The 12,654-nt window shown below is 65.6% G+C and carries 10 protein-coding genes and 1 pseudogene; 10 read left to right on the forward strand and 1 reads right to left on the reverse strand.

The window, feature by feature from the left end:
* Nucleotides 1-74 precede the first annotated feature (74 nt).
* Nucleotides 75-1,040 carry a type II secretion system minor pseudopilin GspK gene (gene gspK / locus MJ643_RS20430; protein ID WP_024086373.1) on the forward strand — a complete coding sequence of 322 codons (966 nt, stop codon included), beginning with the start codon at nt 75-77 and terminating at the stop codon, nt 1,038-1,040.
* A 206-nt stretch (nt 1,041-1,246) separates the two neighbouring features.
* Nucleotides 1,247-1,489 (forward strand): annotated as a pseudogene (locus MJ643_RS20435) (RHS repeat-associated core domain-containing protein); the annotation flags it as partial.
* A 728-nt stretch (nt 1,490-2,217) separates the two neighbouring features.
* Here the strand turns inward: MJ643_RS20435 and MJ643_RS20440 are convergent.
* The gene (locus MJ643_RS20440; protein WP_013971165.1) at nt 2,218-4,293 is read right to left on the reverse strand and encodes a PhoX family phosphatase; all 2,076 of its coding nucleotides are present in this window, start codon (nt 4,291-4,293) and stop codon (nt 2,218-2,220) included.
* A gap of 223 nt (nt 4,294-4,516) precedes the next feature.
* Here MJ643_RS20440 and MJ643_RS20445 point away from each other — a divergent pair, with 223 nt between their 5' ends.
* Genes MJ643_RS20445 through MJ643_RS20480 form a run of 8 tightly spaced genes read left to right on the forward strand, consistent with a single transcriptional unit; the run spans nt 4,517 to nt 12,258 of the window.
* Nucleotides 4,517-6,157, forward strand: a complete 1,641-nt coding sequence (locus MJ643_RS20445; protein WP_038408782.1) for a lipoprotein UxpA — start codon at nt 4,517-4,519, stop codon at nt 6,155-6,157.
* Nucleotides 6,154-6,579, forward strand: a complete 426-nt coding sequence (locus MJ643_RS20450) for a pilus assembly protein PilZ (RefSeq protein ID WP_024086375.1) — start codon at nt 6,154-6,156, stop codon at nt 6,577-6,579. Before MJ643_RS20445 ends, MJ643_RS20450 begins: the two co-directional genes overlap by 4 nt.
* A gap of 3 nt (nt 6,580-6,582) precedes the next feature.
* Nucleotides 6,583-8,346, forward strand: a complete 1,764-nt coding sequence (gene gspD / locus MJ643_RS20455; protein ID WP_169774904.1) for a type II secretion system secretin GspD — start codon at nt 6,583-6,585, stop codon at nt 8,344-8,346.
* Nucleotides 8,346-9,794, forward strand: coding sequence for an ATPase, T2SS/T4P/T4SS family (locus MJ643_RS20460; RefSeq protein ID WP_013971169.1), 1,449 nt, complete (start codon nt 8,346-8,348; stop codon nt 9,792-9,794). The genes gspD and MJ643_RS20460 overlap by 1 nt, the downstream gene beginning before the upstream one ends.
* Nucleotides 9,795-9,797: 3 nt before the next feature.
* Complete coding sequence (gene gspF, locus MJ643_RS20465; RefSeq protein WP_024086377.1) at nt 9,798-11,000, forward strand: type II secretion system inner membrane protein GspF; 1,203 nt, start codon at nt 9,798-9,800, stop codon at nt 10,998-11,000.
* Between the two features lie 17 nt (nt 11,001-11,017).
* Nucleotides 11,018-11,452: a type II secretion system major pseudopilin GspG gene (gene gspG, locus MJ643_RS20470; RefSeq protein WP_013971171.1), complete on the forward strand. Its 435-nt coding sequence runs from the start codon at nt 11,018-11,020 to the stop codon at nt 11,450-11,452.
* Between the two features lie 3 nt (nt 11,453-11,455).
* Nucleotides 11,456-11,893, forward strand: coding sequence for a type II secretion system minor pseudopilin GspH (gspH, locus tag MJ643_RS20475; protein ID WP_024086378.1), 438 nt, complete (start codon nt 11,456-11,458; stop codon nt 11,891-11,893).
* On the forward strand, nt 11,890-12,258 hold the full coding sequence (locus MJ643_RS20480) for a type II secretion system protein GspI (protein WP_015269126.1): 369 nt from the start codon (nt 11,890-11,892) through the stop codon (nt 12,256-12,258). Before gspH ends, MJ643_RS20480 begins: the two co-directional genes overlap by 4 nt.
* Nucleotides 12,259-12,654 lie beyond the last annotated feature (396 nt).

The raw sequence follows: 12,654 nt of genomic DNA on the forward strand, positions 1-12,654 counted from the left end.
ACGGTCACTGCCATCTACCTGCAACACCGGGCGTGTTGACTGGCGTCTTTATTCGGCGACAGAGGCAGGCAAGGATGGGTGGCAGGCAACAGCAGGGCGTGGCCCTGTTGATGGTGATGGTTGTGCTGGCGATGCTGGCGGCGGGCATGGCCTGGCTGGTGGAAGATGGCCGACGCCAGGTCGATGATGTGCGCCTGTTGCACCAGCGGGTGCAGGCGCGCGCGATGGAGCAGGCCGGCCTGGCCTATGCCGAGCAGGCCCTGCGTGACCCCAGCTGGCGGCTTAGCCCGCTGTTCTGGCAGGCCTTGCGCGGGCAGCCGTTGAACTACGATTTTGGCGCCGGCCAGGCGCAGTTGCGGGTGCGCGACCAGCACAGCTGTTTCAACGTCAATGCGCTGCTTGGCGCTGACGGCGAGCGTGCTGCGCGCCAGTTGCGTTACCTGCTGGGCGACGACATGGCTGCCGAGCGCCTGGTCGATGCCCTGGCCGACTGGCTGGATGCCGACAGCGATGCCCGCCTGCAGGGCGCCGAGAGCGCCCAGTACCTGCGCCAGCAACCACCGCGCCTGGCTGCCAACCAGCCGATGCTCGATACCAGCGAGCTGAATCTGCTACTGGAGCCGGACGCCAGCCGCCAGGGCCGTTACCCGATGCTGTGCGCCTTGCCGCAGACCACCGGCTGGCGGCTGAATGCCAATGCCCTGGGGTTGGAGCATCTGCCGTTGCTGGAGGCGCTGTATGAAGGGCGTTATCCGCGCTCGTTGCTCAGCCGCATCATCAGCGGACGGCCGGCGTCGGGATATGTGGATGCAACTGCGCTACGCCAGGCCCTGGGGGCGGTGGATGACGAAACTTTCGAACGCTTGAGCGAAGGGCTGCTGCTGAACAGCGGGTATTTCCTGTTGCAACTGTCGTTCGCGGAGGAGGGGCGGGTGATACGCAGCGAGTTCCAGGTGGAGGCATTGGGGGTGGTGCAATGGCATGCCCGGCTACCGGCGCAGCAAGTGCGGGTGCGTAGCCGCGAGCCGATAGCCTGGTAAGGCTTGAAATAGCCGGGGCTGCTCTGCAGCCCAATCGCCGGCAAGCCAGCCACATACGGGAATTGCACGGTATTCAGGACCTGTGATCGTGAGCTGAAACCAGCCGCGTGTACTGATAATCTTGCTAGTTGCGCCTGGCCTCGGAAAGACCAAAACTTTCAGCTCGCCGTCTTGCGAGGCCAAACTTTGTGTCAGTAGCTCTGCGTGCCTATTGCCCTTACGGGCACCACCAAAACCAAGGTAGCTCGGCATTCATGCTTGGCTACAATGGTGAGCGAGAAGACTGCCGTTCCGGCACCTACCTGCTAGGCAATGGTTATCGGGCTTACAGCCCAGCCCTGAGGCGATTTCTTTCACCTGATGGCTGGAGCCCTTTTGGTGCAGGCGGACGAAATGCTTATAGCTATTGCTCAGGAAATCCAGTCATGGGGTCGGATCCAAGTGGTCACGCGGATCTAAGCGGTCTGCGTAAAGTACCGCAAAAGCTATTGAAGCAACCGCGAAGGGCAGGGGCCCAACACGCTCAGCGGCAGACTGCAGCACAGCGTGTGGAGGCACTACGTGCCAGACTACAGCGGCAACAAACACAAGCCGATATGCCCACACAAGCTGTTACGCAAACACTGAGAAACCCTATGGCTCAGCGGGGTACAGAGTATCTGGCTAACCGTCGTGCACCAGCAGGTAGTACAGATCAACAGCTGCCATCGGCCAACGGGGTTCGAACTCCGCCCCGCCATGAAACTGCGGGACCACAGCTACTTGACCTCGATCAGGCAGAGTCTCTGTATCAGTAACTTATTGACATTAATCGGCACGAACAAGTCTTTAGTCAGAATATTTCATATGTGGCAGAAGGCACCGAACTACGTTTAGATTATGAGCGAACCATGTCCAATATCAGAGAGCGCGCAGACCAAATCCGTAGTCGACTTGGTGTTGACGCACTCAGTTGGTTTCACTTCTGAGGAAATGGTTTGCCGGTGATTGGGCAGTTCCACGGGTACCGCGCAGCAAGTGCGGGTGCGTGGCTCAAATCCAATAGCCTGGTAGGGTAGCCGGGGCTGCTTTGCAGCCCATCGCGACACAAGGCCGCTCCTACAGGGGAATGCGATCCCTTGTAGGAGCGGCCTTGTGTCGCGATAGGGCCGCAAAGCGGCCCCCGTGCGCAGATCGATCAGGCGGTGCCGATCTCCCCGCCATCGATACGCTGGATCACCACGGTCGCAGCCCGCGGCCTTACCGTGGCACCTGCCGGGGTGGCATCGGTGGCCTTGTCGGTATACGGCCAGTTATCCGGGTGCTGGATGTTGACGAACAGCGTCTTGTTGTCCGGCGTAAAGGTAATCCCGGTCACTTCGCAGCCATTCGGTCCGACGAAGAAGCGGCGCAGGTCCACCTGGTTCTGCGCGTTCACCGGCACCTGCTTGCCGCTGGCATCCACCAGATTGGTGGGGATCACTGCCAGCAGCTGGTCGTTGGTGTAGTCGGTCACGGTGCTCTCGCCGTTGTCGGTCTCGAACCACAACACGCCACGGCTATCGAAGCTCATGCCGTCCGGGCTGGCGAACTGGTTCAGTTCGGTCAGGCCGGAGCGGTTGATGTCGGCGGTGCCCGCAGCGTTGGCGCCGAACACGAAGATGTCCCAGGTGAAGCTCAGCTGGTCGTCGCTGTCGTGCCAGCGGATGATGTGGCCGTGACGGTTCGGGCCGCGCGGGTTGGCTGCATCGACCTTTTCCGGGGTGCGCGCGCTGTTGTTGGTCAGGGTCAGGTACACGTCGCCGTTCAGCGGGTTGACCGTGGTCCATTCCGGGCGGTCCATCGGCGTTGCGCCCACCGCATCGCCAGCACCACGGGTGTTGAGGATGATGCCCGGCAGGTCGCCATACAGCGCACCCAAGGTGCTGCCGCCAGTGGTCGCAGTGCCTACGTCCAGCAGCAGCCAAACGCCAGTGCCGTCGGCATTGAAGCGGGCCACGTACAGCTTGCCCTGGTCAAGGTACTTGGCGCCGGTGGCCAGGCGGTCGGCCGGGTTGGCGTCGGCGGCGTCCCACACCGCGGTGGAAACCCACTTGTACAGGTACTCGTTGTTCGAGTCGTCACCCATGTACCAAACCAGCGGCTTGCCAGCGACGGGCAGGCCCGGGGCGCAGCCTTCGTGGCGGAAACGGCCCAGCGCGGTGCGCTTGGTGGCCAGTGTGGCGCTGTTGTACGGATCGATCTCGACGATGTAGCCGTAGGTGCTGGCTTCGTTGCGGTAGTCGTCGGTAGCGCTGGCGCCTTTTACGGTGACGTCGAAACGGGCGAACTCATCTGCCACTTCGCTGCTGTCACCGGCTGCGGTTTCCCACTTGTACTGGCCGCTGGAGGTACCCACGCCAATGCGGCGCTGGTCTTCAGGGCGGGTACCTTTGTTGACGAAGATGCCTGGCCAGTTCTCTTCACAGGTCAGGTAGGTACCCCAGGGGGTGTAGCCGTTGCCGCAGTTGTTGTTGGTGCCGCGGCAGTGGGTGCCGTCCGGCGAATACTTGGTCTTCACGTGATCGGTGCCGCGCAGGGGGCCGGTTATTTCCATGCGCGAGGCGGTAGTGAAACGGCGGTTGAGCGGGTCGTTGTCGACCACCTGCCAGCGGCCGCCGATTTTCTGCAGGCGCACCACGCCGGCGCCGTGGGCGTTGATTTCCTTGCGCACTTCCTCGACCGGGCGCTTGCCGTTCACATCGGTGGTCGGGCCGGCCGGGTGCAGGGCGGCGGTGTCGATGTACTCGAAGTTGATCGCCAGCAGGCCGTCTTCGGAGCTGCCGTTGATGGGGAAGAAGTGCATGCCATCATGGTGCATGCCCATGGCGTTGGCCTGGTCGGTCGAGGTGTTGCTGCCGTCGGATTTCCACGGGTTGCCATTGCTGTTGATCGGCGTGCCCCAGGGTGCCAGCACGTAGGCGCTGTAGCCGGCGGCTACCACACAGGCGTCGGTGCGCGAGCCCGGAATGGACTGGAAGCCCAGGGCCAGTTTCGGCACTTCCGGCTCAGTCACGGGGGGCTCGGTCACTGGCGGTTCGGTGACCGGGTCATCGTGGTCGGAACCCCCACCGTCGAAGCAGCCTGTCAGGCCGGTACCGGCAATCATGGCGATGGCGGCGCCCAGGCTGCCACGCATCACGCTGCGGCGGCTCAGGTAGGCGTCCATGACGCTGGCCATCGGCAGGTTGCCGCTTTGGTTCCGGTCCAGGTTGTCGCCGGTATCTCGACTCATCAGGGTGTCCTTATGTTGGCTGAGTTGGAGGAACCGCGACTTTAGTGCGCAAATATGATGATTCATTGGCAGAAATGTTAAAGGGGTTTTAAAACAACTCGCTCTTAGAAGCGTGCTCTACAGATCACTTTGGAATGGCTGTCGGATTTCTGCCATCAAACTGTAATGCCGACGCCGCAACATCCGGTGCCCTGAGTGAACATGGATAAGGATGGCGGGTTCGATGGCAAGCAGTGTGCACAGGCGCGAAGTGATCGGCTGGATGGGTATCGGTGCCTTGGCACCGTTGCTCGGCGCCTGCTCCGCCTTCCCTGGGCAGCAGGGCGGCAACGCCAGCCTCGACCTGCTGTACGTGGCCGATACCCTCGATGCCCGCCAAGCTGGCCAGGCCGTGGTGCCGGCCACCCGCCTGGGGCCGGTCAGCCATCTGGGCCGCGCACCATGGATGACCGGCAGCAGTGCCAGTATCGCCTACCCGCAACTGGCGCCACTGCTCGATGCCAGCCAGGCTGCATCTGCCCAGCTGGGCGGCTATGCGGTGCTGGCGGCGTTGCTCGAGCAACTGCGCGGCGAGGCTGGGGCGGGCAACAGCCTGACCCTGGAAAACGGCCAGGGCTGGAATGGCAGTGGCCTGGCCTACTTGACCCAGGGCGAAAGCGGCCTGCAGGGCAGCCAACTGCTGGGCAGCGAAGCGCGGGTCAGCAGCGACGAGCGCGTGCTGTGGCCACAGCGCAGCCCGGCGCTGTATCGCCAGGCTGGCACCGTTACCCTGGGCGCCGGGCTGGCAGACACGCAACGCCGGGCTTTGGGCCTGGAAGCCTTGCACATCTTCGAACGTGGCGGTGCACGTATTGCTGTGGTCGGCGTGACCGACCCCTACGCCCAGGACCAGAAAGCCTCTCTTAAACAGTGGTACCAATCATTGCAGCCGGTGTTCGAACAGGCGCGGCGCGATGCTGACCTGGTGGTAGCCATGGCCGATGTCGGTACCGGGCCGGGCCTGTGGCTGGCCGAGCGGGTGCCGCAGATCGACGTGCTGCTGTGCGCCCGCGGCCAGGACCTGTGGCCGGCGCCGGTCGAGGTTAGCCAGGCCAGCGGCCGCCGCGTGCCGGTGCTGTTCGCTGGGTGCCGGGGCAGCGGCGCCTTCCGCCTGCGCTGCCAGCGCGTGGCGGGGTTGTGGCAGTTCGATGGGCGTTTCTACCCGGCCTTTGAGCACCAGCTGGTACCCGCCGCGCAGCAGCGTATCGGGGCATTGCAGGCAGAACTGCGCCAGCAGCGCGCCGGCCACGCGGCCTGGCTCGATCAACCGCTGGCCCGCGCGCCCCAGGCGCTGTGGCGCCGCGACACCCGAGGCGGCAGCTGGGACCGTCTGCTGCATCAGGCCCTGGCCGATGACAGCAGCATGTCGGTGCTGCTGCCGGGCCTGCGCTATGACTACCCGCTGCCCGCCGGGGCGGCCATTACCCGCGAACACCTGATCAGCCTCACCGGTGGCTACCCGGCACCGGTGGTCGAAGCGCCGGCCCGGCAGGTCGAACAAGTGCTGGAAAACGCCGCGGAGCAACTGTTCGGCGACCCGCTGCTGCTGGACAACAGCCAGGACCTGCCGCGCTGGCAGGGCCAGGCCTGGCGTGTCAGCTACAGCCCGCAAGGCAAGCGCATCAGTGGCCTGGAACCGGTGCAGGGCCTGTGCCGCACCTTTGGCCTGCAATTCGAAACCCAGGCCGGCGAGCCGCTGTGGCAACGGGTCGAAGCCTGGCTCGCCCGCCAGCCGACCGACTGGCAACTGGCGCCGCTGCAACTGCCCGAAGTGCGTTACGTGCAGGGGCACCCGGGCTGGCACCCAAGGCAACTGGCCTCGTGATGCTCGCCTCGCGCCTGCTGACTGGCGCTGGCCTGACCCTGGCCGGCTGGCTGGCCGCCCAGTGCGTGCTGCAACTGGGCCGCCAGCCGCAACCGGCCACTGCGCCTGCCGTGGCCGACAAACCGTTGCCTGGCTTGATGGTCGGCCATTGGCAGGTACCCGTCGACGACGGTGCCATCGCCATCACCCGCCTGCCGTTGCAATACCTGGGTGGCCTCAAGGCCCAGCCGCTGGCCTCCAGCGTGGTGGTGCTGCGCTATGGCGAGCAGGTGCGCACCTTGGCCCGCGGCCAGCGCCTGGCGCCAGGGATCGTGCTGCAGGACATCGACAGCGATGGCCTGATTTTCAACAACCAGGGGCGGCGTGAACGCCTGTCCTGGCCGCCACGCCCCGCCGTGACCGGCTTCAAGCGGCAAGGATGAACGATGCCTGTTAGATATTGCGTGGCGGCCGCGCTGAGCCTGGCCCTGTCCATGGCCTGTGCTGAAGAGCCGGTGTTCGACGACAACGGTACGCCGATGTACGAGGTGAACTTCGTCGACACCGAACTGGGCGAGTTCATCGACAGCGTGTCGCGCATCACCGGCACCACCTTCATCGTCGACCCCCGGGTCAAGGGCAAGGTCACCGTGCGCACCGTCGACCTGCACGACGCCGATGCCATCTACGACATCTTTCTGGCCCAGCTGCGCGCCCAGGGCTACGCCACTGTCGACCTGCCCAACGGCAGCGTGAAGATCGTTCCCGACCAGGCCGCCCGCCTGGAGCCTGTGCCGGTGGAGGCGGGAGGGCAGCAGGGGGAAGGCAGCGACAGTGTGGCTACGCGGGTATTCAATGTGCGCAACGCCGCCAGCGAGCAGGTGCTGGGCATTCTCAAGCCCCTGATCGACCCACGGGTCGGTGTGATCACACCTTATCCGGCAGCGCACCAGTTGGTAGTTACCGACTGGCGCAGCAACCTGGAACGTATCGCCAGCTTGCTGCGCCAGCTCGACCGCCCCCAGGACGCACCAGGCAGTGGCAGTACCCAGGTCATCTACTTGCGCCATGCCAATGCTGGTGAAGTGGTCAAGGTGTTGCGCGGGCTCAGCCAGGAAGGCATGGCGCCCTCTGAAGGTGCTGGCGAAGCAGAGGGCAAGGAAAGGCCCGTAGTGCCTGTCGCCGGAGGCTCGGGCATCCGCCTGGAATACGAAGAAGGCACCAACGCCGTGGTCATGGTCGGCCCCGACAGCGAGCTGGCTGCTTACCGCGCCATCGTCCAGCAGCTGGACATCCGCCGTGCCCAGGTAGTGGTGGAAGCGATCATCGCCGAGGTGTCCGACAGCAGCGCCCAGGAGCTGGGCGTGCAGTGGCTGTTCGCCGACGAGAAGTTCGGTGCCGGCATCGTCAGTTTCGGCAGTAACGGAGTGAACATCGCCAGCATCGCCGGGGCCGCTGCCAGTGGCGACAACGAGGCCCTTGGCGATTTGCTGTCCAGCACCACCGGCGCCATGGCGGGTATCGGCCATTTCGGCGGCGGTTTCAATTTCGCCATGCTGGTCAACGCGCTGAAGGGCAAGAGCGGCTTCAACCTGCTGTCCACGCCCACCCTGCTGACCCTGGACAACGCCGAGGCGTCGATCCTGGTCGGCCAGGAAGTGCCCTTCGTCACCGGATCGGTGACGCAGAACAACGCCAACCCGTACCAGACCATCGAGCGCAAGGAAGTCGGGGTGAAGCTGCGCATCAAGCCGCAGATCAACGTCGACAACAGCGTGCGCCTGGACATCGTCCAGGAAGTGTCGTCGATTGCCGACACCACGGCTGCCAGCGACGTGATCACCAACAAGCGCGAGATCAAGACCAAGGTCATGGTCGAGGACAACGGCCTGGTGATCCTCGGCGGCCTGATCAGCGACGAACTGAGCACCAGCGACCAGCGTGTGCCGCTGCTTGGCGATATCCCTTACCTGGGCCGGCTGTTCCGCTCCGACGCCACGAAGAACACCAAGCAGAACCTGATGGTGTTCATCCGCCCGCGCATCCTGCGTGACGGGCCGAGCCTGGCCGGGCTCAGCGAAGACAAGTACCGCACCTTGCAGCAGACCACGCCGCTGCAGTTACCCGACCTGGCGGATGCGCAAAACGCTACGCCGCTGTTGCAGGTGTTCCCCTCCAGCCGCGCACGGCTGGAAGGCGGTGACTGGTGATGCTGCCCTATCGCCAGGCACGGCAGAGCGGGGTGGCCATGGCCCCTGCGGAGGAGGGCTGGCAGCTATGGTTGCGGCACGACGCCGACAGCGCCCAATTGCAGGAGCTGCTGCGCGTGCACGGCCAGCCAAGCCTGCTCGAATACCTGGAGCCTGCACTGTTCGACGAACGCCTCGGCCAGCTGTACCAGGCCGGCGATGCTGCCACCGAGGCGCTGATCGAGGGCATCGGCGACCAGGTCGACCTGGACAGCCTGATGAGCGAAATGCCGCGCATCGAGGACCTGCTGGAAAGCGACGATGAAGCCCCGGTGATCCGCCTGATCAACGGCCTGTTCGGCCAGGCCCTGCGCCTGCGCGCTTCGGACATTCATATAGAAACCTTCGAGCAGAGCCTCGTGGTGCGCCTGCGGGTCGATGGCCACCTGCGCGAAGTGTTGCGCCCACCGCGTGCGCTGTCGGCCATGCTGGTGTCGCGGATCAAGGTCATGGCCCGTCTGGACATCGCCGAAAAGCGCCAGCCCCAGGATGGCCGTATCACCCTGCGTGCGGCGGGGCGCGAAGTGGATGTGCGGGTCTCGACACTGCCCGGCATCCACGGCGAACGGGTGGTGATGCGCGTGCTCGACAAGCAGGCCAGCCTGCTGGCGCTGGGCAACCTGGGCATGCCGGCGGCGGTGTTGCAAGGCCTGCGCAGTTGCCTGGCGCGGCCCAACGGCATAGTGCTGTCCACGGGGCCGACCGGTTCGGGCAAGACCACGACCCTGTATGCCAGCCTCAACAGCCTCAACGACGGCAGCCGCAATATCCTCACTGTCGAGGACCCGGTGGAATACGCTATCGCCGGCATCGGCCAGACTGCCATCAACCCGCGTGCCGGGCTGACCTTTGCCAGCGGCCTGCGCGCCATCCTGCGTCAGGACCCGGACGTGATCATGCTCGGCGAAATCCGTGACCAGGAGACCGCGCAGATCGCCGTGCAGGCCAGCCTCACCGGCCACCTGGTGTTGTCCACGCTGCACACCAACAGTGCGGTGGGCGCGGTGACCCGCCTGCGCGACATGGGCATCGAACCGTTCCTGATTGCCTCGTGCCTGCGCGGCGTACTGGCCCAGCGTTTGGTGCGGCGCCTGTGCAGTTGCGCCGTGGCGCACCCGCTGCAGCCGGCGGAACGCGACCTGTGGCCCGAGCTGGCAGCGCTGGGCAGCAGCTACCATGCGGTGGGCTGCGAGCAGTGCCAGGGCAGCGGGTATGTCGGGCGCCTGGGCCTGTATGAATTCATCGAGCTGGATGCCGGGCTGATCGGCCTGTTGTACGACGGCGCCAGTGAGCTGGCCATGCAGGACTACCTGGCCGAGCGCCGGCAGAGTCTGGTGGCGATGGCCAGTGACTGCCTGGCCCGTGGCGAGACCAGCCTGGCCGAAGTACTGCGCGTGGTGCAGGGCTGAGCCATGCCGACCTATCGCTACCAGGCCGTCGACCTCGCCGGCAAGACCCACAAGGCCAGCTTGCAGGCCGACAGCGAACGTCATGCCCGCCAGTTGTTGCGTGAGCAGGGCCTGTTCGCCCGCCGCTTGCAGCGTCACGAAGCCGGCACCCGGCAACCCCGGCGCCAGCGCCTGAGCCGCGCCCAGCTGTGCGAACTGACTCGTCAGCTGGCCACCCTGACCGGTGCCGGTATCCCTCTGGTCGACGCCCTGGCTACCCTGGAACGGCAACTGCGCCAGCCCGCCCTGCACAGTGTGCTGGTGGCCTTGTGCGGCTCGTTGGCCGAAGGCCTGGGCCTGGCTCGCAGCCTGGCACGTCAGGGGGCACCGTTTACCGGCCTGTACTGCGCGCTGGTCGAGGCCGGCGAGCGGTCCGGCCGCCTGGCCCAGGTGCTGACCCGCCTCGCCGACCATCTGGAGCAGGTTCAACGACAGCAGCACAAGGCACGTACCGCGCTGATTTACCCCGCCGTGTTGATGGGGGTGTCGCTTGCCGTGGTGGTAGGCCTGATGACCTTCGTCGTACCCAAGCTCACCGAACAGTTCGCCCATGCCGGGCAAAGCCTGCCGCTCATTACCTCGTTACTGATCGGCCTGAGCCAAGGGTTGGTGCAGGCCGGGCCCTGGCTTTTGGCGCTGGCCCTGTTGCTTGGAGCGCTCGGCGGCTGGTTGCTGCGCAAGCCGCACTGGTGCCTGCGCCGTGACCAGCTGCTGCTACGCCTGCCACATATAGGCAACCTGCTGCAGGTGCTGGAAAGCGCGCGCCTGGCACGCAGCCTGGCAATCCTCAGCGGCAGTGGCGTGGCCCTGCTCGAAGCCCTGCAAGTGGCCACCGAAACCGTCGGCAACCGCCGTATCCGCCTGGCCATGGAGCAGGTGCGCCAGCAAGTTCAGGGCGGCACCAGCCTGCATCGCGCGCTGGATGCCAGCCAGCAGTTCCCGCCGTTGCTGGTGAACATGGTCGGCAGCGGCGAGGCCAGCGGCACCCTGGCCGACATGCTCGAGCGCGTGGCCGATGACCAGGAGCGCGGCTTCGCCCGCCAGGTCGATACCGCCATGGCGCTGTTCGAACCCCTGATGATCCTGGTGATGGGCGCCGTGGTGCTGTTCATCGTGCTGGCGGTGCTGTTGCCGATCATGCAACTCAACCAGGGCCTGCAACTGTGACGACAAGGAGTACTGCCATGCAGCATCGACGTAACCGCCAGCGCGGTTTCACCCTCATGGAAATCATGGTGGTGATTTTCATCATCGGCCTGCTCATCGCCGTGGTCGCGCCCAGCGTGCTGGGCAACCAGGACAAGGCCATGAAGCAGAAGGTGATGGCCGACCTGGCCACCCTGGAGCAAGCGCTGGACATGTACCGCCTGGACAACCTGCGCTTCCCCAGTAGCGAGCAGGGCCTGGCCGCGCTGGTGAAAAAGCCGGCCCAGGAGCCGCTGCCACGGGCCTGGCGCAGCGACGGCTACGTGCGCCGCCTGCCGGAAGACCCGTGGGGCACCCCTTACCAGTACCGCATGCCCGGCGAACATGGCCGGGTCGACGTGTACTCGCTGGGTGCCGACGGGCTGCCGGGCGGCGAAGGCCAGGATGCCGACCTGGGTAACTGGGAACTGTAACGGGTGCGTCGTCAGCGGGGCTTCAGCCTGATCGAATTGCTGGTGGTGCTGGCCATCGCCGGGCTGATGACCGGATTGGTGGTGGCCGGGTTCGGCAACAGCCAGGCCAGTGTCGACCAGGCGCTGCAACGGCTGGCGAGCGAGGCCCGGTCGCAGGCTGCGCTGGCCCGGCATGCCGGGCAGCTGCGCGGGCTGCGCTGGAATGGCCAGCGTCCGGAGTTCGTCCGGCGCGAGGGTAATGGCTGGGTGGTCGAGGCAGTCGCCCTTGGTGACTGGCCCAAGGGGCTGCGCCCGGACTGGCCGGCCAGCCCGCAGCCGCGCCTGTTGTTCACTCCGCATGGCTGGGCGCAACCAGGCAAGGTGTGCTGGCGTTGGGCCGATGGCAGCCAGCAGTGGGCCTGGAGCCGCGATGGCCGCTTGCAGGTGGTGGTCGCCCCATGAAGCGACATCAGCGTGGCTTCACCCTGCTGGAGGTGACCGTGGCCCTGGCGATTGCCGCGGTGCTGGCGGTGATCACCAGCCAGGTTTTGCGCCAGCGCCTGGCGGTGCAGGACAACCTGCAGCAACACCGCCTTGGCCTGCTATGCGCGCGAGAACTGCAAACCCGCTTTGCCGTCGAGCAGTACTGGCCGGCGGAAAACCAGGTTGGCGGTGAACTGAGCCAAGGCGGCCAGCGCTGCCACTGGCAACTGCAACTGCGCCGCACCGGCGTACGCGACCTGCGTCGTGGCGAGCTGCTGTTGTTCGCCGACCGCGACCAGCGCCTGCCGCTAGGCCAGTACACCGTGTTCCTGGAGCGGCCATGAGTTACAGAAACCGTGAAGCTTGTGCGGTCCCTGTAGGAGCGGGTTTACCCGCGAAGCAGGCAACGCGGTGGATGGCACCGGCTTCGCCGGTGTTCGCGGGTGAACCCGCTCCCACAGAGGCCCGGTACCACCCCGCGCAGATGCCTGCCCCTGGAGCGGCCATGAGTTACAGAGACCGTGAAGCTTGTGCGGTCCCTGTAGGAGCGGGTTTACCCGCGAAGCAGGCACCGCGGTGCATGGCACCGGCTTCGCCGGTGTTCGCGGGTGAACCCGCTCCTACAGATGCCCAGTTCCACCCCGCGCAGATGCCTGCCCCTGGAGCAGCCGTGAGTTGCAGAGATCGTGAAGCTTGTGCGGTCCCTGTAGGAGCGGGTTTACCCGCGAAGCAGGCACCGC

Origin of the sequence: Pseudomonas sp. PNPG3, from assembly GCF_023093815.1 — a bacterium.
Taxonomy (GTDB): Bacteria; Pseudomonadota; Gammaproteobacteria; order Pseudomonadales; family Pseudomonadaceae; genus Aquipseudomonas; species Aquipseudomonas asiatica.

What these genes read in the sequence shown, in the direction of transcription:
- gspK (WP_024086373.1), top strand. Translation starts at nt 75, where the DNA reads ATGGGTGGCAGGCAACAGCAGGGCGTGGCCCTGTTGATGGTGATGGTT.
- MJ643_RS20440 (WP_013971165.1), bottom strand. Translation starts at nt 4,293, where the DNA reads ATGAGTCGAGATACCGGCGACAACCTGGACCGGAACCAAAGCGGCAAC.
- MJ643_RS20445 (WP_038408782.1), top strand. Translation starts at nt 4,517, where the DNA reads ATGGCAAGCAGTGTGCACAGGCGCGAAGTGATCGGCTGGATGGGTATC.
- gspD (WP_169774904.1), top strand. Translation starts at nt 6,583, where the DNA reads ATGCCTGTTAGATATTGCGTGGCGGCCGCGCTGAGCCTGGCCCTGTCC.
- MJ643_RS20460 (WP_013971169.1), top strand. Translation starts at nt 8,346, where the DNA reads ATGCTGCCCTATCGCCAGGCACGGCAGAGCGGGGTGGCCATGGCCCCT.
- gspF (WP_024086377.1), top strand. Translation starts at nt 9,798, where the DNA reads ATGCCGACCTATCGCTACCAGGCCGTCGACCTCGCCGGCAAGACCCAC.
- gspG (WP_013971171.1), top strand. Translation starts at nt 11,018, where the DNA reads ATGCAGCATCGACGTAACCGCCAGCGCGGTTTCACCCTCATGGAAATC.
- MJ643_RS20480 (WP_015269126.1), top strand. Translation starts at nt 11,890, where the DNA reads ATGAAGCGACATCAGCGTGGCTTCACCCTGCTGGAGGTGACCGTGGCC.